The sequence below is a fragment of the Pseudomonas sp. TAA207 genome, assembly GCF_001529285.1.
In the GTDB taxonomy this organism is placed as follows: Bacteria; Pseudomonadota; Gammaproteobacteria; order Pseudomonadales; family Pseudomonadaceae; genus Aquipseudomonas; species Aquipseudomonas weihenstephanensis.
Window position 1 is genome coordinate 1 of record NZ_LLWJ01000062.1, and the last position, 23,508, is coordinate 23,508.

Here is a 23,508-nt window from a genome sequence, read left to right on the forward strand (position 1 = left end):
GCGAAATCATGGACTTGAAGAAAGAGAAGAACTTCTTCGAGACACGGGTCATTGAGTACCAAACGGGCGGCGCACTGAGCTGGGATTGAGCCCGCTGCATCATTCACCCTTCCCCCTTACAAACTGATGCTTATGTGTAGCCAGAAAATTAAAACGCCCTGCGTGGGATTATGCTCAACGGTTTTTGGCGACCTTGTATGCCGTGGCTGCAAACGCTTTCATCACGAAATCGTAGGGTGGAACGGGTACAGCGAAACCGAGAAGCAGTCTGTGCTGCTGCGCCTGGAGCACGTATTGGAGCGTGTAACGCAAGGCTTGGTCGATGTGTTTGATGAGCCATTGCTCATCGACAAACTGGCGCAGCGAAACATTGGGCTGCGCCCTGGCCAGTCGGTGTATTACCTGGCGTACCACGTGATCTGGCGAGGAGCGCAGACGATCAAGAACATTGAGGATTATGGGATAAGGCTGGCCCCCGACTTACGGGGAATGCCTCTGGTTGATGTGCGTACGTTGCTGGACAAGGAGTTTTTTATCCTGTCCGAGATGCATTACAAGCGGATACCGCTAGGCGAGCGTTAATGAGTCAACAAAAAAAACCATCGTCAGAACGCGTTCAATCGCGTTCTGACGCGCCGCCGTTGTACTGCAATACGGCATCATTTAAACCCACCTGAAATATGGATACTCGCGCCTGGAACGTCATCCACGATGCTCGGCGTTGTCAGCGCCCCATTTTAAACATCCGTAGTCAGCGAAAAATCGATGGTGGAAGGCGCATGTTTATCGATGACGTAAGGATTACTGTCCTCGCCGATTTCATTGCTCTCCCTTATGGAAAAAGTGCGCTTTATCGTAACGTCTACACCCGGAATTTCCCGTATGTTTTCATCGACGTGAAAAACTTTAAGCTTGGAAACGACATTGACATTGGCTGTATTATTTACAGGGTCATAATCAATTGTAAAACTCAAGCCCCTGCCGCTGGCCAGCAGCCCGTCTTTCAGTCCACCATCTCCCCCTCCTATAGAACTAAGTCCGTGTGCCGTCACACCTTGATGCGCCACTTCAGAAATGCGCGCGCGCATTAACGGATCAGGAATGGCGGCCTCAAACTGACGAAGTTTTAGTAACTTAATGGCATCCCCCGTCTGAATCTGAGTGCCAGGCATCATATTGAGCTCAGGTTTTTCTCGGTTGATGACCGTATATTCATTGCGATCAATATCCGCTAAAAAATTAACCGAGTAGTCGCTGTCTGCCAAGGCGGTCGGCCCGGCTCTTTCCCCCTCCGTAATCATGTAATTATCGTCAGCAACCTCCCAAGAAAGTTGAAATTGCTTTTGCGTGACCACGCCGTTTTCTTGCCGCGTATTTTTAACTGCGTGCTCATAGTTGACGTTTTTATCGAACTTTAAATATTCATCAAGCTTTTCGGCGCCTGTGGTGTCCAGCCCTTGCACCTCAAACTTGCTGGCCAAGGGTGAAGCAGGTCGTTCGTCAGCAACAGGGGTAGTCGGTGGCGTGGTCCTGCGCCAAGGCCAACTTCCCCCTTGCCCCTCAGTGCGGACCCAATCACCGTTGTTGGTATGACTGACCGTTATTACGGGTTTACGAGTAACGGGGTCAATAATTTGTGCGCGGTTGTCACCGAGTTTGAAATCGGACCTGACCTCATACACCTTGGAAGCACCGCTGCTATCGGTATGACGAATGAACCACTGGTCAGCGCCACTCGAATTTTTGAGCTGATAAATACCTTTGTCATTCGGCACAACCGTCTTAATTAAACTTTCGCCGTCAGGCACTGCATAGCTGCTAATATTCCCCGCTTGGCCGGGACGCAGCCGGTTGATATCAGATTCAGTGGCAACCCTTTTATTGACGACCCCTGGGTGAGAGGTTGTTTTGGTGGGCGGTTCACCCTGAGCGGGGACATTCACTTCACCCGGCGTGTTTAACGTCTGTGGCGCACGCCGTAATTCAAGATCATGCGTCTGCTCGTTACGTTTCCAACTGTAGTCTTTGACGGTAGACGTATTAGGTGAAGGGGTATCCCCTAATCCCGTCTCAACGGCGCCGGGCAATAGTTCATGCGCCAATTGCAGACTCGAAATCACCGCAGCGGCATTACCTTGAATTCGATCATCCGCCGTTTTGCCATAAATACCGTCATGCACACCGAAGAGTATATTGCCGGCGTTGCCAACCACCGGCAAATAACCAAAGGTGTTACCCCACGCCTCTTTGACACTTTTCCAACTTTGCTGTGAGCTGCCAAACACCTGTGTTTGGTCGGACCATACTGAGTTCTTGGTGTTCACGGCTTGATAGTCTGACGCCAGGCCGTTGTTTAGACTGCCCTCCTTTAATGCATAATCACGGTTTCGCGAACGGGTGTAATTGAAGGTTTCCCGCACCGGTATGGCTTGATCCGAGACAAGATTGAAATACCCCTCGTAACGCACATCATTGCCAGCGATCAGGTTATCAAGCACCTCCCCAGCCTTTGGCCAATGCGTATCTTTACCCCCTTGTCTATCGCGGGCATTAAAACTTTTTAGCAGGTCATTGCGATGTGTTTTCGCCCACTTGGCAAAGCCGTCATCGCCCTGGATTTCATGAACACTGCCTTTACGTAAATCAATCATCAGCCCCTGATTTGGCCTGTGCTCAGAATGGCCGTCATAGGGGGTATTCGGAACAAATGCATACCCGGCCAGTGGGTAACCGTACACATTAGGAATGATGACCTGACCGTTGTGCGTCAATGTGCGTGTTACGGCGGCTTGCCCTGCCGGGCTTAACGATTCAAACCCCGTTTTGTCGTTAGCCAGGCTTTGCAAAGTGGCCTTTACAAGAAAGGCATCCGCTTTCCCGGAACGCTGCGCCAACTCCCCCGATGCATCGCGCATGGGCGTAGCGACCTCTTTCTCCCAATGATTTTGAAGCTGCTTGCCCAGCACTTCTAGCGCGTCGACTTTGCTCCGGTCTTTTGGCTGAATACCCATATATTGAAAATTGATCGGGCCACCCGGCTCAACTTTGTCGTGTGCCAACGCGCCGGCTGCAATTTCCCAGGCAAAGTACGTTCGCTTTTCAGTGCTTACATGATTTGTTTTATTCCCTATTATTTCTTTTCTGTAGGCGTCGAACGTCACCGTGATTTTTTTATGCGGATCATACCCCGCAGCCAATAAGCCAGCGCTGAAGAATCCAGAAGGCTCCATGAACTGGCGTGCGTTCTGGAACTTGACGTTTCTTTCACCCTCGCTCCCCTGCTCTATATTGCCAATCTGCGCTTTTACCCGATTAGCATAAGCATCGACACGCCGCTTTCGCTCATCAAGGCTATAGCTCCCCTCGGGCGGTGAAACCGTATTTGATCCATAAATCGTGTGCGTGTTGCCATCCAGTTGGGGCGGCGAATAAGACCGTGATAACGAGTTGCCATTTCCCCCCACTCTCTGCGCAGGCACCCCGGTTTCACTGGTTGAACGTTCTTGGGAGTTGGCGGGCGATGGCGCGGGGTTTTGCACAGGCAGGGTCTGATTGGTTACTGATGAGCGGCTGTGTTGCACACCACGGGCTTGCTCTTTGCTTGGCACCGCAGGAAGTTGAGGCGTAACGGGTGCGATCGACGGGATCGTGAAGGTAGACATTCGCTTGATACCCTTTCAGACGTGGCGGGAATTTATGCCTGTCAGTCAGAGTTTCCATGATCCTCCGGTCAGGCTCCCATAGGTGCGTTCATCACCTGTCGGGGTTCCACCTGGGAAGATCGCGATGTGTAAAAACTTAAATGGCGCGTGGCGTGAAATCGCCCCTGAGCAAGTGGTCTGTACAGCTAAACCAAGGGCCGGGATCACTACGGCATTAGCGTTGGTCATCGCCAAGGGCAAAGGTTGTTACAACAAACCCGAAACGAGCTTGCCTTGCAGCTACGATGTGGCATTCAACCTGCAGGCCGACCGACACTTAGCTTTCGCGAGGCAAGCTCAACTCCTACCGTAAAAGCAGTGCTTACGCGCCCATCACTTTTGGCAATCCTACGGGCTGCAAATCAAAGCGATCCGCCAGGAATGGCGTCACGTCCAACGGCAAAGGTTCATTGCGCACCAGTGCATCCAGCATGACGCCGGTGATCGCAGAGGTCAGGATGCCAGTACGGAAGTGACCGCACGCATTCAAGTAACCTTCCACCCCTTTCATGGGGCCCAGGATCGGCAGTTCATCCGGTGATCCCGGACGCAAACCGGCCCAGGTGCGCTTGAGGTTCACGTCTTTCAACTGCGGGATGCAACGCATGGCGCCTTGTACCAGGCCGCTGATTTCCGGGAAGGTGGTGGTGACGTCGAAGCCTTTGTCTTCCGTGGTGCTGCCAATCAGGATTTCACCGTTGTCTTTCTGCGCCAGATAACAATCACTGGTGGTCAGGCAGCCGTTGAGCAACTTGGGCATGCGCTCGGTAAGCACGATCTGGCCTTTGACTGGCGCCACAGGGATGCTCAAGTCGGTGGCCATCACGCTCAGCTCTGCGGCCCATGCGCCTGCCGCGTTAATCAGGGTTTTACTGTGGAAGACGCCTTCGTTGTCAGTGCGCACACCCAACACTTTGGCGCCTTGGCGCAGTACACCGGTGACGTTGGTGTTGAAGAACAGGTCAACGCCATTTTGCCGTGCACCTTCGGTGTAGGCGTCCGTCAGGCGGAACGGGCTGACCTGGTGATCGCACAGAAACTCCAGCGCACCCTTGGCATCGTGGCTGACACTGGGTTCGGATTCACGCAGGGCGGCCTGGTCGAGCCAGCGCACTTCATGTGCCAAATGCGGAATATTGGCCACGATGTGCTCTGCGTACAGGCGGTCTTCATCGTCGTAAATCACGTACTTGAGGCCCGTACGTTCGAACTTGAAATCCATACCGTGCTTTTCTTTGAGTTCTTGATGCAGGCCGGGGTACAGCGCATTGGACTGCAAGGCAAAGTCGAAGAAACAGTCGGGCAGAATGTGCGGCGTACTGGAGTCCACCACCACTGCGCTGCCCTGGGCTTCGCGTTTGCGCTCAGCCGACATCATGCGAAAGAAAATCACCCCGCAGCCAAGGCCCACAGATTCCCCGATGGCCCACAAACCGCCTGCCGAAGCACGGCTGGCGTTGCCAGGGCGTTTGCAGTCGATCATGGCAATTTTCAAATCTTTGCGGCGTGACAGGTGATAGGCGATTGAGGCACCGATCACCCCGCCGCCGGCAATTACAACGTCATAAGTCTTGATCATGTCAGGCATCCTTGCAGGCATTGGTGAAAGCAGAAAAAGGCACAGGCTCCAGCGGAAAGCGCGGGCGCAACCAGCCCACATCCTTGCGCCCGGTGGCATCACGCAAGCGATCGCTGCAATAGCCGACGCACATCCGGCCCTGGCAATCGCCCATGCTGACGCGGGTGCGCATTTTCAGCCCGGCCATGTCTTGCACGCCCTGGCTAAGCGCCACGTCGATATCAGCGCGCGTCACGTGCTCGCAACGGCAGACCACAGTGTCGGCCTGAGGCAGGTCAATCTGACGGGTGCCGCGTTGGGTGTAGCGGTCAATCCCGCCACGGAAACGCACGATGGTGTTGAGTTTACTCATGTAAGCGCGACGCTCTTCAAGGGCCTGTTTTTCACTCAGGACCCCGCGCTGCAGCAGTATCGACAGGGCCGCGATACGCCCTGTGAGCATCGCCGCTTCGCCACCACGCAACCCGGTGACATCACCGGCCAGATGGATACTCGGGTCACTGCTTTGCTGCCAGCTGTTCGCCGTTGCAGCCAGATAGCCATCAACGTTATAGGCGTGCTCAAGGCCCATTTGCTGGGTGAGCTGGGTGCGCGGAATAAACCCGTAGCCCACCGCCAGCGTGCGCGCGACAACCGGCTGCGCCTTGCTCATGTCGGCCTGCCAGGTGCTGGAATACGGCGCAACAATCACTTCTTGCAGCTCACCTTGACCACGGGCCTCGACCACGCCCCAACCGTAACGCACTGTGATGCCGTGGCGCTTGAGGTACACCAGCATGCTCAGGCCATCGAGGAACAACTGCGGCTGGTTAAGCAGCGCCAGGCTTTCTTTGGCGATACGGCCCAATTCACACGCTTCATAAACACCGGCTATTTCGACACCCGCCGCATGCAACTGGCAGGCAACCAGCATCAACAGAGGCCCAGTGCCCGCGATGAGTACCGGGCCTTTAGGCTTGACTACACCACTTTTGATCTGCAATTGCAGGCCGCCGAGCATGATGACTCCCGGCGTGGTCCAGCCCGGAAAAGGCACGCTGCGTTCATGGCAACCGGCCGACAACAACAGTTGCGGGAATTGAATCTCTTGCACCTGTTCATGGGCATCGAGCATTTGTAACCGCTGTTCGCCCTGACCACCAATCACGCGATGATTGAGCCGCACATCGACCAGATGGCCAAACTCGGCGAATTCAGCGTGCAATTTATGCAGCGCGTCTTTATAGCGCTCACCCAAATAGTCCAGCTCAACGCCTTCGCGCAACGGGCCGCGATACACCACACCGCCCAGGCGCGACGCCTCTTCGAGCAAGGTGCTGGCTACGCCATGCTGTGCCAGCTCGATCGCGGCTGACATACCCGCCGGGCCACCCCCAACGATGACAGGATTAAGGCTCATAGCACTTTCTCCTGTTCGGCGACCCGGTTGTGCCCGGTTTCGACTTTCATGCCGGGGTGTACCACGGTCTGACAGGCGCGACGTTTGTGGCGACCGTCAATATTGACCAAACAGCAATAGCACACGCCCATGCCGCAATACGCACCGCTGATCTGTCCATGATCGTTGGCTGACACCTGGCGCACACCCACTGAATTCAAGACGCTGAGTACGGTTTCCCCTTGCGCAGCATTCACCGCCTGACCATTGATGAGGATGGTCATGTCCGCCTGCATTAAAGGTTGAATGTCGTACTGCCGGTTCAAATCATCCATTTTTTTATGTTGTCCTTTTAATGTGTCTTGTGCGGCACACCCGCAGGTGCCGCACCGCTTCATGCGGGCCTCTGGATTTTTTGGGCAGCCAGAGGTCTTGGCGTTTAAATACCAAGACCCCGAACGTTAGACGATTCGCAAAAATAAGCATTGATATAAGCCAATAGATTCACCTGATTTTTCGAGTTTTCGATCTATTGCACTTACACTGAACGCCCTTTGCACTGCGGCGGCCCTCTATGGACCTGGATCTGGCTCGAACCTTTCTTGAAATTGTTCGCTACGGCAGCCTTGCCAGCGCAGCCCAGAACCTGCATGTCACCCAGACCGCCGTCACGGCACGGGTGCAGAAACTTGAAAGCCTGCTGGGCGTGACGTTGTTCATTCGCAACCGCGCCGGGGCCAGGTTAACCCCCGAAGGCGAAGCCTTTGTGGTGTATGCCAATCAACTGCTGCAAACCTGGGAAGCGGCACGGCGCGATCTGCCGCGCCCCGAAGGGCTCAATCAAGTGCTGCATATCGCGGGCGAGGTCAGCCTGTGCAACCCGCTGATCCTGAGCTGGACCAAAGCCCTGCGCCAACACCTCACCTCCCACGCCGTGCGCGTGCAAATTCGCGATGGCGAGCAGTTGTTGCGTCAAGTGGAAATGGGCTTGCTGGATGCCGCTCTGGTTTACCGGCCCGCGTATTGGCCTGGGGTGCAGGTGGAGCAATTGTTGGAAGAAAAGCTGATTCAAATCCGCCGCCCCGCCTTACCAGAGCCTTATGTGTACGTGGATTGGGGCGAAGACTTTCGGCGTCAGCATGATGCTGCACTGCCCGATAAAGCGCGCGCCGCGCTCAGCTTCAACCTGGGGCCTGTGGCGCTGCACTACATTCTTGAAAACGGCGGCAGTGGCTACTTTCGCACGCGGGTGGTGCAAAGCTACCTCAACAGCGGTGCGCTGGAGCGGGTGCCCAAAGCGCCAGAATTCAGCTACCCCACCTATCTGGTGTATTCGCGCGAACGTGATTGCGCGGCGCTGCAACAGGCGCTTGAGCTATTGCGCGACATCGTCAAACAAGACAGCGACTGGTCGCAACGCTGGGGACCGGAGGTCTGAGCTGTCCTCTGCGCTGAATCCTCAGCATGTGTGACACGGTGACCAGTGAAACCTTTCAGCTGTTCAACGGATGATCAATCCCTTAGGCTGCACGCGCTGGATCATGCCCAAAAAAAACAGGTGGCCCATGATTGATCTCACTCGCACGCACGCTGGTTCGATGGCTTCTGTTGCGCACCATCAATGGCTTGATGAGCAAGGCCGAACGCTGATTGAATTCGCCAAAGCTGCGCGAGTGCCACAGGGTTTTGCCTGTCTGGACCGTTTTGGACACCGCGCCGATGATGCTTGCGCAGACACCGTTACCACCGCACGCATGGTGCACAGTTTTGCGCTCGCCCATCTCAAGGGCCTGCCCGATTGTGTGCAACTGATTGATCACGGGTTGGCCGCGTTGGCCGGGCCTTTGCGTGATGCCAAACACGGCGGCTGGTTCGCCACCTCGACCGCACACGCGGGTACTGCCCGCAAACAAGCCTACCTGCATGCCTTTGTTGCGCTGGCATTCAGTTCGGCGGTCATGGCCGGTCGGCAAGGTTCGGCCGAACTGCTGGGCGATGCGGTCCAAATCCTTGAAGATACGTTTTGGTCTGAAGACGAGGGGGCATTGCTGGAGTCCTTTGCCAGCGATTGGAGTGACTGCGAGGCGTATCGCGGGGCGAACAGCAACATGCACGCCACCGAGGCTTTTCTGGCGTTGGCCGATGTGCTCGATGAAGACGTATGGCTCGACCGCGCCCTGCGCATTGCAGAACGGGTGATCCATCAACATGCCGCGCAATCGGACTACCTGCCGGTTGAGCACTTTGATGGCAACTGGCAGCCCTTGCCCGATTACAACCGCGATAACCCGGCCGATCAATTCCGGCCTTTTGGCAAGACCCCAGGCCATGCCTTTGAGTGGGCGCGGCTGTTGCTGCACCTGGAAGCTGCACGCACGCAGCGCAGCCTGTCGACGCCCGCATGGTTACTCGAAGATGCCCGCCAGCTGTTTCACAGCGCGTGCCGCTACGGCTGGAATGTCGATGGCAGCAGCGGCATTGTTTACACACTCGATGAGGACAACCGGCCGGTGGTGCGTGAGCGCTTGCACTGGACGCTGGCCGAGGCCTCAGCCGCGGCAGCTGCGTTGTGGCAGCGCACAGGCGAGGCGCAGTATCAAACGTGGTACACGCAGTTTTGGGGCTACATCGACCTGCACCTGATCGACCGCCAACACGGCAGCTGGCATCACGAACTGAACCCGGCCAATCAACCTTCGGCGCGCATTTGGCCTGGCAAACCTGACCTCTACCACGCCTACCAGGCCACGCTACTACCCCGCCTGCCGTTGGCGTTCAGCCTGGCATCAGCCCTGGAGCAGCAGGCCCGAGGCCAGGACCCCCAAACCGATTAAAAACGCGAGCCATGCGTGTTGCATGGCCTTGTGGCGCGAGAACGAAGTACCAGCGCTCAGCACCCGGCGCACTTCTTTGAGTTGATCAGGGTCTGCGGTTTGACGGGATTTAAAACTTAAAACATCGGCGACCCGCTGCCAGGCAGCCAGGTGTTCCGGGTTTTGCGCCAGCCAGGCTTTGAACACCTGACGTTGGGAGGGACATGCGTGGCCGGACTCAAGCAGCAACATCCAGTCAACAGCCGCACGGGTAATGGGGTCAACGCTGCTTTTGCTCATAGGGACTCCGCCACTCGAACAATTCATAAAAAACAACCAGACTCAAATAGTAATAAGTCGCATTATCGACTTATTGACTTCAATTGCAAGACCATCGCCCGGGTTGCTTTTAGCTTTTCAATATCTCCCTGTTGCCACCCACATAGATCGAACAACGCAAAGGCCCCTCACAGAAAGCTGAGCGCAGTTACTGTTGCGGGGATGCCAAGACAGCCGTGTTGGGCCAAGGAGGGCCCGTCGCGGCGTGCCCCCGCAACAGTGCCGCAGCGAAGGCTCCCCGCGCCTTGGCCTGGCGGCCGGATGGCAGGGCGAGCCTATCTAAAGCACAGCAACGCTTGGGCGCTGTTCAGCGTCCGCCGCCCATGTCGACGAATGTGCCAGTGGCATACGAGGCTTTGTCCGATAACAACCACACAATGGCCTCAGCAACTTCTTCAGGGCGACCACCCCGGCCCATCGGGATGATGGACTCCAGCTTGCTGACACGCCCCGGATCACCGCTCAAGGCATGAAAGTCAGTGAAGATGTAACCCGGCCGCACCGCGTTGACTCTGATCCCTTCACCCGCCAACTCTTTGGACAGGCCCACGGTGAAGGTGTCCAGCGCCCCTTTGGACGCGGCGTAATCAACGTACTCACCCGGCGAGCCCAAGCGCGCCGCCACCGACGAGACGTTTACGATGTTGCCGCCCTGCCCGCCGTAACGCGGGGACATGCGCAGTACAGCATGCTTGGCACACAGGATCGGGCCCAGCACATTGGTTTTAAGGGTGTGCAGAATGCGGAACTCGGACATGTCTTCAACCCGCGACTTGTGCCCCACGGTCCCGGCATTGTTGACCAGTGCAGTCACCGGCCCCAATTCCTGATCAACCCGAAGGAACAGGCTGATGACTTCGTCCTCATTGCTGACGTCGGCGCGCACGCTGATCGCCTGTGCGCCCAAGGCCCGGACGTGCTCCAGCACCTCGTGCGCCGCCGCGTCGTCAGCCAGGTAGTTGATGCAGATTTTATAGCCTTGCCGGGCCGCCAACAGTGCTGTTGCCGCGCCAATGCCACGGCTGCCACCGGTGATCACGATGACTTTATCCATAAATACGCGTTCCCCATTCACGGTGTAAACCTGCGGGCAGAATAACTGGCAGCAGGGTGTTTGTCAGTGCGCCGTGTTTTTCTGCACAAGCGCTTGTTGGCCTTGGTGGATATCGGCCATGAACTGTTGCGCAGGTTTGGGGTGGCCCAACAAGAATCCCTGCAACGCGTCGCAGCCAAGGGTGGTCAAAAAGCTTTGCTGGGTATCGGTCTCGACCCCCTCGGCCACAATGCGCAAACCCAGCGCCTGCCCCAGCGCCACGATGGCCGAGACGATGGCCGCGTCGTCACTGTCGTGCTCCAGGTCGCGCACAAAACCACGGTCGATTTTCAGCTCGTTGGCCGGCAAGCGCTTGAGGTACATCAAGCTCGAATAACCCGTACCGAAGTCATCAATGGACAGGTCGACCCCCATCTGTGACAGCTGTTGCAGCACGTTCATGCTGGCATCCGCATCGCTCATGGCGGTGGTTTCGGTAATTTCCAGGGTCAGGCTGTTGGCTGGCAATTGATGACGCGCCAACGCCGACGCCACGCTGTCCACCAGCCCCTTGTGACAAAACTGCAAGGCCGAGAGGTTCACCGCCATGCGCCAGTGGCTGTAACCCTGATCACTCCACAGGCGCATCTGTCGGCACGCTTCGTTGAGTACCCATTCGCCTATCGCGATGATCAACCCGGTTTTTTCCGCCAGGTCGATAAACGCCTCCGGCATCAGCAGCCCCTGCTGTGGATGCTCCCAGCGCAACAGCGCTTCGGCCCCCACCGGCTGGCCATTGCTGGCGTCGAATTTGGGCTGATAGTGCAGGCAAAACTGCTGATGCTCCAAGGCATGACGCAGGTCCTGGAGCAGTTGCAATTGCTTACGCGCATTGGTGTTCATGGACACATCAAAAAAGCTGTACCCGTTTTTGCCCGCGCCTTTGGCGTGGTACATCGCCGCGTCGGCGTTCATCAACAACTCCTCGGCGCTTTCACCATTGCCGGGGTAGAGCGCAATGCCAATGCTCGCGGAGATTTGCAACTGATGCTCGTCCACTTGAAACGTTCTGGACAACAGGCTGACCTGGCGCGCCGCCACCTGTGGCGCATCATCGGTTTCATTCAAGCGCACCAGCAGCACAAACTCATCGCCGCCAATGCGCGCCAGGGTGTCTTGCCCGCGCAACTGCTCACGCAGGCGCAGCGCAACTTCACGCAGCAAGCGATCACCTAAATGATGGCCGAACGCATCATTCACCGGCTTAAAGCCATCCAGGTCGATAAACATCAACGAGAAACAGCCACCCTGCTCCGCGACTTTGCGCTTGGCCTGACCAATACGGTCGGCCAGCAAAATACGGTTGGGCAGCCCGGTCAGGTTGTCGTGCAGCGCCAGTTGCGTCAGTTCTTGATTGGCCAGCGTCAGCGAGTCTGCCAGCGCCGCAGTCCGCGCATCGAGCCGGGCATCAAAAATCGACGTCAGCAGCGCGATAATCAACACCGCCAGGCTGGCGACCAACACCAGGTTGTCCAGGCCTTTGCCACTCAAACCATCGAGCGCCGCACCGCAAAAACTGCCCTCAGGAAAACTCGCAGCCGCCATGCCGGTGTAGTGCATGCCGACAATCGCCAGCCCCATGATGACCGAAGCGCCCGCCCTGGCCAGACGCACATAAGGCGTTTGTTGACGCAAGCGAAAGGCGATCGACAGTGCGGCGGCCGAAGCGCCCACCGCAATCACCAAAGACAAGCCAAACAGTGCCGGGTCGTAATCGATGCCTGGCTGCATGCGCAACGCGGCCATGCCGCTGTAGTGCATGGCGCTGATGCCCGCTCCCATGATCAAGGCGCCAAATAATAATTGCAGCGCCGGCAAACGCGGCTGGCTGACCATCCACAAGGCAAAACCTGAGGACAGGATGGCCACCAGCAACGACCACAGGGTCAGGCCCACGTCGTAACCCAGCTCAATGGGCAAGGACAGCGCCAACATGCCGATAAAGTGCATCGACCAGATGCCGAAACCCATCGCCAGCGAGCCGCCACCCATCCATAGGTAAACGGCACGACCACGGGCCGTGGCGATGCGGCCTGCCAGATCAAGGGCCGTGTACGACGCCAAAATGGCGACACACAGTGAAATCAAAACCAACGCGGGGGAGTAACTTGCAGAAACCATGGGCCTTCTCGTGAGCGTTTGCCGAACTGCTTCCATGCTCGGTGAAAAGTGCGCGATTGTACTGGTTCCCATAGCAAACGCACGCAAAGACATTGGCTATGTGCCAGTACCTAATCAGGTCTTTTTGATCGATCCGTCATCAGCGGCTTAACGCCGCCTCGTTTACCCGGAAGTCGTGCTTGGCGTGCTCAATGTAACGCGCCACGACCGCCGACTTTTCAAAGCGCCGATGAATCAAGGATAGCCATGAAGTCACTTCACAGCCGTCGATGGGACGATAAATCACACTCGGCAAACTGATATGCCCCACCACGGACGCTGGCACCACCGCCACGCCCTGGCGCAACGATACCAGTGCAATGACCGCGACCAACCCGCCGGGTTGCGGCCCCAACCTGGGTGCATAGCCACCTTGCGCGGCCACTTGCAAGGTGCCGCTGATTTGCTCGGGCAGCACGAACGTCTCGTTTTGCAGATGTTCGGGGCTGATGCTTTTAAGGCGCGCCAGCCACGAGTCCGCCGCCAGCGCCAGCACAAAGCCTTCTGCGTTCAAGCGCAGGGCTTGCAGACCTTCTGGCAGCGCCATCGGTGAACGTATGTAGCCAACATCGAAACGACCTTCGACCACCATCAGTGGCAAATCGGGCATCAGTGCTTCGCGCACGGTAAGGCTCACGTCGGCGCATTCACGACTGAAACCCTGAACCTGACGCTGCAAAACCCCCGAATACACCGCCGACGCCACATACCCCAACTCGATATGCCCCAACTCGCCTCGCCCTGCACGCTGGGCGTTGCGTTGCGCCAGCTCAAATTGGCGCACCGTGGCCTGGGCTTCGGGCAATAAAGCCTGCCCGGCTTGCGTGAGGCTGACCTGGCGCTGCTCGCGGACAAACAAGCGAACCCCCAGTTCGGTTTCAAGGTCTTGCACTTGGCGACTCAACGTCGGCGGCGCGATGCCGAGCACCTCGGCTGCGCGAGTGAAATTGCGTTGGTGCGCAACCGCCAGAAAGTAGCGGAAATGACGTATATCCATAGCCGTATTAGCTCAAAGGTAATGAAGTCCAGCACACTCGCTAACAAACACTCTGTTACACAGCGATACCCTGTGCCGACAGTCACACTAGAGAGTCCTTCATATGTCCGTCAAATCCCCTGTTTTATTGCCGTGCAGTGAGTCAGCCGGGGCGCATGCCCCAGCCCGTGTGCAGTGCATTGCCTGCAACGCAATGAGCCGCATCCACCGGGAGCAACAGCCATGAAAGCCGTCAGCCCACGTCTTACCCTGCTGGCCGCATCAGGGGTGTGTTCACTGATCGTGCTCGACACCAACATCGTCGCCGTCACCCTGCCCAGCATTGCTCAGGATTTAGGCGCCAATTTCGTCGATATCGAGTGGGTGGTCAGCGCCTACATGCTGGCCTTTGCTGCACTGCTACTGCCTGCGGGCAGCATTGCCGATCGTTTCGGGCGCAAAAAGACCCTGCTCTGGGGCTTAAGCATTTTCATCCTCGCCTCCATCGGCTGCGGGGCGGCGCCGACCACACTGCTGCTGGACATCGCCCGTGCGGTAAAAGGCGTGGGCGCGGCGCTGCTGCTAACCTCGGCACTGGCCTCAATTGGTCATGCGTTCCATGACGAGGTGGAGCGGGCTAAAGCCTGGGCATTCTGGGGCGCCTGCATGGGGGTGGCAATGACCGCCGCCCCGACATTGGGCGGCCTGATCACCCAGTACCTGGGTTGGCGCTGGATCTTCTACCTCAATCTGCCGGTGGGCCTGTTGCTCATGGCACTGGTTACCCATGCGATTGCCGAGTCCCGTGACCCGCAGTCTGCGCGCCTCGACCCGTGGGGCAGCCTGGCTTTCAGCGCCAGCCTGGTGTGCCTGATCTGGGGCCTGATTGAAGCCAACCGCATTGGCTGGAACAGCCCGCTGACTTACGCCCGGATGTTCGGCGGGCTGATGCTACTGGGCGTCTTTGTGGTGGTTGAGTCCCTGCAAAAGCGCCCGATGATTGACCTGCAACTGTTCCGTCATCCGCGCTTTATCGGCGCGTTACTTGGCATGTTCGCCTACGCCGGTTGTGCCCAAGTGATGATGACCCTGCTGCCGTTCTACCTGCAAAACGGCTTGGGATTCAGTGCCGTCCTGTCAGGTTTGGGCATGCTGCCCTTTGCCCTGACCATGTTGATTTGCCCGCGCATTGGCGCCCGCCTGGCCTCACGTTACAGCCCCGCCACGATGATGGCAGCGGGTTTGACGCTGGTGGGCTGCGGCAACCTGCTGAGCGCCTGGGCGGTGGAGCACGGCGGGTATTTGAGTTTCGCGCTGACCACTGCGGTGACTGGCGCCGGGGCAGGCTTACTCAATGGCGATACGCAAAAAAACATCATGGCCTGCGTACCGCGCGACCGGGTGGGCATGGCGTCAGGCATGAGCACCACCATGCGCTTCAGCGCCATCGTGTTGGCGATCGGCGTGTTGGGGGCGTTACTGGGCGGACACACCGAGCAAAACCTGCATGCCCGCTTGAAAGTGGACGCGGCGCAATGGGTGGGGCAAACCCACTTTATTGCCTCGCGAGTCGCTGCCGGGGACATGACCGGGGCCTTGAGCCAACTGCCCGATGCTGTGCAGCCACAGGTTCAGGCGCTGGCGACGCAGGCGTTTGTCAGCGGGTTCAGCGTGGTGTTGTGGGTCGCCGGTTGGCTGGGATTACTCGGCGCGCTGGTGGTAGGCACCCTGATGCGCAAGCCGATTCCACAGATGACGCTGATCACACGCCCGCTCTAAAGACGCTGTGCGGGTCACCCCTCGCGACGAGATACCTGCCGCGGAGCTGAACATGAAGAATTATTAAGAAACGTTTCAGCTTTTTGTGGGCAAAATGTGCTCACCGCTGTGAAGGCTTATCAGGTGACGGTATGACCCGCATTTTGACCATTGAAGACGATGCCGTAACGGCGAAAGAAATCGTGGCTGAACTGAGCAGCCACGGCCTGGAGGTCGATTGGGTCGACAACGGCCGAGAAGGCCTGGTGCGCGCTGTAAGTGGCGATTACGACCTGATCACCCTCGACCGTATGCTTCCCGAGCTGGACGGGTTGGCGATTGTCACCACCTTGCGCACCATTGGTGTCAGCACCCCGATCTTGATGATCAGCGCCTTGTCCGATGTCGACGAACGTGTGCGCGGGTTGCGGGCCGGTGGCGACGATTACCTGACCAAACCGTTCGCCAGCGACGAAATGGCCGCCAGGGTTGAAGTGTTGTTGCGACGCAAAAGCCCGGCCGACAAATACGAAACCTCCCTGCGCGTCGCCGATCTGGAACTCAACCTGATCACCCGTGAAGCCAGCCGCGCCGAGCAACAACTCAGCCTGCTGCCCACAGAATACAAACTGCTTGAGTTTTTGATGCGCAACACCGGGCAAATCCTCTCGCGCATGATGATTTTCGAAGAAGTGTGGGGTTATCACTTTGACCCCGGCACCAACCTGATCGACGTGCACATTGGCCGTCTGCGCAAAAAAATCGATCCGCCGGGCCAGGTGCCCCTGATTCGCACCGTTCGAGGCTCGGGTTATGTCATTGCCGAACCCCTCTAAGGGCTGGCGTTCTTCCAGTAGTCGCTTGCTGGCGCTGTACAGTTTTCTGTTCGTGGCCTGGAGCTGCATCCTGATGGGCGTGCTGTATTACGAGGTGTCGCACTACCTCGGCAATCTGGCCAAGCACTCCTTGATGCAGCGCCAGCACCTGTTCTCGCGCTTTGAAGGTGAGCAACTGGATGAAGCGCTGGCCACCAGCCTGACGTTCGACATGCGAACAGTTGATGCCTATGGACTGTTCGATGCGCAACACCGCCCCCTCAGCGGTCCGATTCAAGTCATCCCTGATGACCTGCCGCTCGATGGCCAGATCCACGAGCTGCGCACCTGCATCGACGCCGACGATCCCAACCTGCCGCAAGACAGCTGCGACGCCGTCGCCACCCAGACCAACGATGGCCGCTGGCTGGTGCTGGTGCGCGACAACGGCTCATTGTTCGCGGTGACGCGGATCATTTTGCATGCCTTGTTTTGGGGATTGTCACTGACCATCCTGCCCGGCATCGCGGGCTGGCATTTGCTCAGGCGTCGGCCCTTGCAACGCATCCGAGCCATCCAGGCCAGTGCCGAAGCCATCGTGGCGGGGGATCTGACTTATCGTTTGCCGCTGTCGAACCGGCGTGACGAGCTGGACATGCTGGCGGCCATCGTCAACGCCATGCTCGACCGCATTGAGCGGCTGATGCATGAAGTCAAAGGGGTGTGTGACAACATCGCGCATGATTTGCGCACCCCGCTGACCCGGCTGCGCGCGCAACTGTACCGCATTCAACAGCAGGCGCCCGAAGGCTCGCCCCAAGCGTTGCAAATGGATCAGGTGATCGCTGAAACCGACACTTTGATGGCGCGCTTTCGCGGGTTGTTACGCATTTCAGAACTGGAAGACCATCAGCGGCGCTCAGGCTTTGTGCAACTAGACCCACTGCCCTTGCTGCAAGAGCTGTATGACTTTTACTTGCCGCTGGCCGAAGAAGGCCAGGTGACGCTGCTGCTGGACGTACCTGCCAGCCTGCCCGGCCTGACCGGCGACCGCGCATTGTTATTTGAAGCGCTGGCCAACTTGCTCAGCAATTCGATCAAATTCACCCCGCCGGGTGGTGAAGTGATTCTGCGCGCGGTCAACGATGACGCCAGCCCGCGCATTGAAGTGCTCGATACCGGCCCCGGCATTCCAGAAGCAGAACGTGAGGCGGTGTTCCAGCGCTTTTACCGCAGCGACGACAAACATGGCGGCTTTGGCCTTGGCCTGTCGATTGTGGCTGCCATCGTCAACCTGCACGGTTTCAGCCTGGAGGTGGATAACCGCGAAAGCGGTGGTGCCCGGCTGACCCTGCATTGCCGCCAGAGCCTGATCAGCGTGGGGTAACACTGCAACAGCGGGTCGGCGCCAACCGTCCTACGCGGCAACGATCAGCCGCGTTGCATCTTTACATTTCCTTTGACACAAACTGGCACACTTTTTTCTTGTAAATCCGCGTTCGCAATTATTCGGCTGGAATGACCCCTCCCGCGTGCGCAACCCGCACCCATTGCGAACACGGACGGTAACGCCGTCCACATTCGGTGCAATGACGGGCCAAAAGTCACGTCAATAAGCGGCTGTTATAAAGGAATATGAACGATGTCGGATGTGTGCACAGTTTCAACCACCCCCCCTGCCCCCGCCCTGTTTGTCGCCTTGCGTCTGCCGGTCTGGCATTCGTGTCCGGGCACCGACACTTAGCCTGACGCTGCGCTGACGCCCGCGTTTATGCCGGGGCGCCAGCGATACGCACTCACTGTTTGCTGACCCTCAGCCCGTTTTTGGCTGCGCCTTTTATCGCGCCGCCAACGCGATTCCTTTTGCTCAAAAAAAGAAGGCAGCCCGTCATGTCTGAAGTTGACGCTATCACCCTTCCACCCAAACAGCCGTGGGCCTTTGTGTGGCATTACATTCGCCTGTATCCCGGCTGGTATTGGGGCATTGCTCTGTTACAAGTTGGGGCTGCCATGACCGCGACACTGATGCCCTACGCCATCGGCCAAATTACCGGTGCCGTCAGCGATGGCGCCTGGGATCAGGCTGACGTGTGGCACGCCAGCCTGCCCGCGCTGGGCTTACTGTTTGCCCTCGCAGTAGCGCAAATGCTGTTCGCACGCGGCGCCACGCTGTGCATGATCATGGTTCGCCCGCAGCAAAAAATACGCATTATCCGCGACCTTTTTGCCTACTTGCAGCGCCATTCGCCGCGTTATTTCAGCGAGCACTTTGCTGGCAGCCTGGCTCACCGTATCGGTGAAGGCAGCATCGGTTTGCTGGAAATCACCTGGTCGCTGGTGGTGGAAATGCTGCCGATTCTGGTGGTATTGATCACCAGCCTGGTATTGCTGACCCTGGCCTCACCGTGGCTGGGCCTGGGCTTGTTGCTGTGGGTGGGCGCTTATTCGTGGCTGGCGTTTGTGCTGTCGCGCAAAGCCCAGGTGCTCGCTGGCAATCACGCGCAAGCGCGCAGCGTGACCACCGGCAAAATCGTCGACGCCGTGGGTAACTTGAGCAGCATCCGCCTGTTCGCCCGTCAGGGGTTTGAGCTCGATTACCTGACCCGTTACCAGACAGAAGAGAAACAGGCAGCTCAGCGCTCCTTCTTCTATCAGGAGAAAATCCGCCTGCTGCAAGACAGCCTGTCCATCGTGTTGCGCGTGGGTTTGGTCGCCTTGGCCTTGTACCTGTGGCACTTGGGCAAAATCGATGTCGGGCAACTGGTGATGGTCGCCACACTGGGTTTGATGATCGTGGCGCAGTGCAGCTTTCTGAGCATGCAGTTCATGCATTTCTTCGAGTTCATCGGCAACATCGAAAACAGTCTCAATACGCTGCTGCAACCCCACGAAATGCCGGATCAGCACGGCGCGCAAGCTGCCCGCATCGAGAAAGGCTCGATTCACTTTCGTGATGTGAATTTCGGCTACAACCCCGACAAACCGATTTTCAAACACTTCAATCTGGACATTCGCGCCGGGCAACGCGTGGGCATTGTCGGGTTTTCGGGCTCGGGTAAATCGACGTTACTCAACCTGCTGCTGCGCTCATACGATCCACAGAGCGGCAAGATTGAAGTCGATGGTCTGGACATTCAACACATGACCCAACAATCGCTGCACACCCATATCGCGCTCATCCCCCAAGAGCCGGGCCTGTTTCACCGTTCACTGCGCGAAAACATTGGCTATGGCGACGTGCACGCCAGCGAGTCACAAATCATCCTCGCGGCCAAACGCGCCCACGCCCACGAATTCATCCTAGAAATGCCTGAGGGTTATGACGCGTTGATCGGCGAGCGCGGGGTCAAACTGTCAGGAGGACAACGCCAGCGCATCGCCATCGCCCGCGCACTCTTGAAAAACGCACCGATCATGGTGCTCGACGAAGCCACGGCAAGCCTCGATTCAGAAACCGAGAGCCTGATTCAAGGCAGCCTCGACGACATCATGTCGGACAAAACCGTGCTGGTTGTCGCCCATCGCCTGTCCACCATCGCGCACCTGGACCGTATTGTCGTACTGGACAAAGGTCAGATCATTGAAGACGGCACCCACGCGCAACTCCTTGAACGCCGTGGCTTGTATTTCCGATTATGGCAACGCCAGTCGGATGGACTTCTCAGTGAAACTGACGATCAAGTCCAGGACAACTTAGTGACTCAAGAGTCATGAACGTTAAACGTCGCCCCTCTTATATCTCGCTCTATCGACAGTCGATAGCGCGTAAAACCACAGCAACTTCATTCTTAATGATTCATGCCACATGAAACTTGCACTAAGGCATAACTTATTGGCGCACATCTTGCTCTTTTAGATTGCCAGACTTGCTCGATATTTTTATTGCCGGCCTTTAATCAATGACGCCCTGCGTGCTCGGTTTCGTTACGCGTTTCTCTGTAGCGCAGGGTGATTAACTACAAGGACATTAGATTCATGACTGACGCACAGTCGTCTTTACGACAGTTCATACAGCGCTATGCACACGCCTCCGATTTTTTGTCGTTACGCCTGGTGGAGCAGCACACCCACCACATGGCCGTGACCCGAAACATCATCGAGCCACCCCATATCAGCTACGAACGCGGGGTGATGATTTGTGTGCAAGAAGACGGTCAACAAGCCTTTGCCGCCACCAGTGATATCACCGACACAGGTCTGCTCCAGGCGCTGGCTCAGGCCCGCGCAACGGCCAAAGCCCTGCGCGGCCACGGTTTGCTGAACTACAGCGCTCCCCCTGCACCGGGTGTCCACGCCCATTACTGCTCGCCCGACCTTGAGCAGCCGCTGCCCGACACCGCGCAATGGCTGGCCTTGCTCATGGACGTGTCGCACCACGTGCCTGAGGACCCGCGCCTGGTTCATTGGGCAAGCCGGGTGCGGGTAGTGCGCGAACAGCAGGTGTACCTGGACAGCTGGGGCAATGATATTCAGCGCACCCAACAGCAAATGTTTCCTCATCTGGAAGTAACGGCATTTGACGGCCATGACAGCCAACGCCGAAGTTTTAATCTCGGCCAACAAGGCAGCGCCGCCATCGTGACCGACGCAGGGCTGGCTGATGAGGCGCGCCGGGTGGCGGACCAGGCCCTGCAACTGCTGCTGGCCCCCAACACCCCGACGGGCAAGCGTGATGTGTTGCTCATGCCGGATCAGATGATTCTGCAAATCCATGAATCCATTGGTCATCCGCTGGAGCTGGACCGCATTCTGGGCGATGAGCGTAACTACGCCGGTACCAGCTTCGTCACCGCCGACATGTTTGGTCATTACCGCTACGGCTCCGACCTGCTCAACGTCACCTTCGACCCTACCGTGCGCGGTGAACTGGTCAGCTACAGCCATGACGACGAAGGCCTGAAAGCTGAAAAACAACACCTGATCAGCGAAGGTATTTTGCAGCGGCCTATGGGTGGTGCGCTGTCGCAAGCGCGCAGCGAGTTGCCCGGTGTCGCCAACAGCCGGGCTTGCAGCTGGAACCGCGCGCCCATTGATCGCATGGCCAACCTCAATATCGAGCCTGGCGATCAATCGATGGCGCAGCTGATCGCGGGCATTGAGCACGGCATTTTGATGGCCACCAACCGGTCGTGGTCGATTGACGATGCCCGCAACAAGTTCCAGTTCGGCTGCGAATGGGGCCAATTGATTGAAAACGGCGAGCTGCAAGGGGTGGTTAAAAACCCGAACTATCGCGGTATTTCATCGCAGTTCTGGCGCAATTTGTGCGCCGTGGGCGATGCATCGACCCATCAAATCATGGGCACTCCCAATTGCGGCAAGGGTGAACCCAACCAAGCGGTCACCGTCGGGCACGCGTCTCCCGCGTGCGTGTTCAGCCATATAGATGTGTTCGGAGGCCAGGCCTGATGAACGATTGCCGATTTGCCCATGCATTCACGGCCCTGCAACAGTGGCTCAAGCACCAACTGCACGCAGACGAACACTTCACGCTGTGGTATTCGGCTGAGGACAGCCAGTTCGTGCGCTTCAATCACGCCAAGGTGCGTCAGGCTTATCCCGTGCTGCAAATAGAGCTGACCCTGCGACTGATTCGCGACGAGCGTCACAGCACTTATCACCTGAATCTGACCGGCGACGAGCAACTGGACTGCCAACAATTGGCGCAAGCCCTGGAGCAACTGCGCGCGACACTTGCTGTGTTGCCTGCCGATCCCTACCTGCTACTGGATACCGACACATGGACTGACGAACGCGTAGTCTCTGGTCGCACACCGCCCGTGAGCGAGGTTATCCGTCAGGTTTGCAGCCTCAGCGAAGGCTTGGATATGGTCGGTATTTATGCGGGCGGCACGCTGTATCGAGGGTTTGCCCACTCGTGGGGCGCACTGGGTTGGCATGCGTGCAGCAGCAACACCCTGGACTGGAGCCTGTTTGATGTGAGCGGCGAAGCCGTGAAAACCGCCTATGCCGCCCCCGATTGGAACGTGCAGGCTTTAAGCACTCTGTTTGCTCAGGCACGCGAAAAACTTGAACACTTGCGCACGCCGCGAATCAGCCTCACGCCCGGTCAATACCGGGCTTATCTGGCGCCGGCTGCGCTGGATGAAATCATCGGCATGCTGAGCTACGGCGGCTTCTCGGCCAAAGGCTTCGCCACCCACCAAAGTGCCCTTCAGCAGTTGAAGTCCGGTGTGCAACAGCTGTCACCGCTGGTCAATATTTGCAATCAACCGTCCACCGGACTTGAACCCCGCTTCGGCCGTGAAGGCAACCTGACCCAAGATGTCGCACTGATTGAGAACGGCAAGCTCACCGGGCAACTGATCAACTCGCGCTCGGCGGCTGAATACGGCCTCACCAGCAATGGCGCAAACACCCATGAAACCCCGTCCTCTCTGATCATGGAGCCGGGCGACTTACCCGATGACGAGGTGCTGAACGCACTCGGCACGGGGCTGTACATCAGTAATCTGTGGTACTTGAACTACTCGGATCAAAGCGCCGCACGCCTCACCGGGATGACACGCTTTGAGACCTTCTGGGTCGAGAACGGCAAGATCGTCGCCCCCATCGAAACCATGCGTTTTGATGACACGCTGTACAACATCCTGGGTTCCAACTTGCTGGCCCTGACCCGAGAACAGGCGTTGTTCACTACGACAAGCACCTATGAACGCCGCGAGGTCAGCCGTTATGTAATGCCCGGAGCACTCTTAAGTGCATTGACGCTCACGCTGTAACTTTCACGCGCATAAAAGTGCACTCATTTCATACAGCAACTGGTCACTTTGGTGCATTAAACAACTCCACTTAAGCCGCTCGTATGATTGTCCAACAATGCTAATTAAGTGTGTGTATGTCTTTTGCAGTTCACCGGGTTAAACCGAGGCGGG

The 23,508-nt window shown here is 57.5% G+C and carries 18 protein-coding genes; 10 read left to right on the plus strand and 8 right to left on the minus strand.

All coding sequences use genetic code 11. From position 1 onward, the window contains the following. Together AP059_RS22685 and AP059_RS08335 are read left to right on the plus strand one after the other, a co-directional pair. Positions 1-89 (plus strand): hypothetical protein (locus AP059_RS22685; RefSeq protein WP_223817906.1); only part of this gene is annotated, 89 nt, incomplete at its 5' end. 43 nt (positions 90-132) lie between these two features. Next, on the plus strand, positions 133-582 hold the full coding sequence (locus AP059_RS08335; RefSeq protein WP_059762807.1) for a DUF1289 domain-containing protein: 450 nt from the start codon (positions 133-135) through the stop codon (positions 580-582). A gap of 155 nt (positions 583-737) precedes the next feature. On the opposite strand, the gene AP059_RS08340 is transcribed toward AP059_RS08335, so the two are convergent. The 4 genes from AP059_RS08340 to hcnA all read right to left on the minus strand — a co-directional run bounded on the left by AP059_RS08340 (position 738) and on the right by hcnA (position 6,993). Further along, positions 738-3,662 (minus strand): hypothetical protein, encoded by a 2,925-nt coding sequence (locus AP059_RS08340; protein ID WP_256209760.1) that lies wholly within the window; start codon positions 3,660-3,662, stop codon positions 738-740. Between the two features lie 361 nt (positions 3,663-4,023). After that, positions 4,024-5,280 carry a cyanide-forming glycine dehydrogenase subunit HcnC gene (gene hcnC / locus AP059_RS08345; RefSeq protein WP_059762808.1) on the minus strand — a complete coding sequence of 419 codons (1,257 nt, stop codon included), beginning with the start codon at positions 5,278-5,280 and terminating at the stop codon, positions 4,024-4,026. 1 nt (position 5,281) lies between these two features. Further along, positions 5,282-6,679, minus strand: coding sequence for a cyanide-forming glycine dehydrogenase subunit HcnB (gene hcnB / locus AP059_RS08350; protein ID WP_059762809.1), 1,398 nt, complete (start codon positions 6,677-6,679; stop codon positions 5,282-5,284). Then, positions 6,676-6,993, minus strand: a complete 318-nt coding sequence (gene hcnA, locus AP059_RS08355) for a cyanide-forming glycine dehydrogenase subunit HcnA (RefSeq protein ID WP_048365395.1) — start codon at positions 6,991-6,993, stop codon at positions 6,676-6,678. The genes hcnB and hcnA overlap by 4 nt, the downstream gene beginning before the upstream one ends. A 239-nt stretch (positions 6,994-7,232) precedes the next feature. Between hcnA and AP059_RS08360 the strand changes: the two genes are divergently transcribed. Together AP059_RS08360 and AP059_RS08365 are read left to right on the plus strand one after the other, a co-directional pair. Then, positions 7,233-8,096 (plus strand): LysR family transcriptional regulator, encoded by an 864-nt coding sequence (locus tag AP059_RS08360; RefSeq protein WP_048365394.1) that lies wholly within the window; start codon positions 7,233-7,235, stop codon positions 8,094-8,096. 127 nt (positions 8,097-8,223) lie between these two features. Further along, the gene (locus AP059_RS08365) at positions 8,224-9,492 is read left to right on the plus strand and encodes a D-mannose isomerase (RefSeq protein WP_059762810.1); all 1,269 of its coding nucleotides are present in this window, start codon (positions 8,224-8,226) and stop codon (positions 9,490-9,492) included. Here the strand turns inward: AP059_RS08365 and AP059_RS08370 are convergent. The 4 genes from AP059_RS08370 to AP059_RS08385 form a co-directional block, all read right to left on the minus strand. Beyond that, positions 9,445-9,771: a FecR/PupR family sigma factor regulator gene (locus AP059_RS08370; protein ID WP_059762811.1), complete on the minus strand. Its 327-nt coding sequence runs from the start codon at positions 9,769-9,771 to the stop codon at positions 9,445-9,447. The genes AP059_RS08365 and AP059_RS08370 overlap by 48 nt on opposite strands. A gap of 346 nt (positions 9,772-10,117) precedes the next feature. After that, on the minus strand, positions 10,118-10,864 hold the full coding sequence (locus AP059_RS08375; protein ID WP_048399411.1) for an SDR family oxidoreductase: 747 nt from the start codon (positions 10,862-10,864) through the stop codon (positions 10,118-10,120). Between the two features lie 63 nt (positions 10,865-10,927). Then, on the minus strand, positions 10,928-13,024 hold the full coding sequence (locus AP059_RS08380) for a putative bifunctional diguanylate cyclase/phosphodiesterase (protein ID WP_059762812.1): 2,097 nt from the start codon (positions 13,022-13,024) through the stop codon (positions 10,928-10,930). 139 nt (positions 13,025-13,163) lie between these two features. Then, a complete protein-coding gene (locus tag AP059_RS08385) occupies positions 13,164-14,060 on the minus strand; it encodes a LysR family transcriptional regulator (RefSeq protein WP_059762813.1) in 897 nt (298 codons plus the stop codon). Positions 14,061-14,282: 222 nt separating this feature from the next. On the opposite strand from AP059_RS08385, the gene AP059_RS08390 reads away from it, so the two are divergent. From AP059_RS08390 to AP059_RS08415, 6 genes are all read left to right on the plus strand, one after another. Next, positions 14,283-15,818: an MFS transporter gene (locus tag AP059_RS08390; protein WP_059762814.1), complete on the plus strand. Its 1,536-nt coding sequence runs from the start codon at positions 14,283-14,285 to the stop codon at positions 15,816-15,818. A 131-nt stretch (positions 15,819-15,949) separates the two neighbouring features. Further along, positions 15,950-16,633, plus strand: coding sequence for a response regulator transcription factor (locus AP059_RS08395; RefSeq protein WP_048365387.1), 684 nt, complete (start codon positions 15,950-15,952; stop codon positions 16,631-16,633). After that, positions 16,611-17,999 (plus strand): sensor histidine kinase, encoded by a 1,389-nt coding sequence (locus AP059_RS08400; RefSeq protein WP_059762815.1) that lies wholly within the window; start codon positions 16,611-16,613, stop codon positions 17,997-17,999. Before AP059_RS08395 ends, AP059_RS08400 begins: the two co-directional genes overlap by 23 nt. Before the next feature lie 503 nt (positions 18,000-18,502). Then, a complete protein-coding gene (locus AP059_RS08405) occupies positions 18,503-20,326 on the plus strand; it encodes an ABC transporter ATP-binding protein (RefSeq protein WP_059762816.1) in 1,824 nt (607 codons plus the stop codon). A gap of 261 nt (positions 20,327-20,587) precedes the next feature. After that, entirely contained in the window at positions 20,588-22,021 is a 1,434-nt protein-coding gene (locus tag AP059_RS08410; RefSeq protein WP_059762817.1) for a TldD/PmbA family protein, read from the plus strand. Then, positions 22,021-23,355: a TldD/PmbA family protein gene (locus AP059_RS08415; RefSeq protein WP_059762818.1), complete on the plus strand. Its 1,335-nt coding sequence runs from the start codon at positions 22,021-22,023 to the stop codon at positions 23,353-23,355. Before AP059_RS08410 ends, AP059_RS08415 begins: the two co-directional genes overlap by 1 nt. The last annotated feature ends 153 nt before the right edge of the window (positions 23,356-23,508 follow it).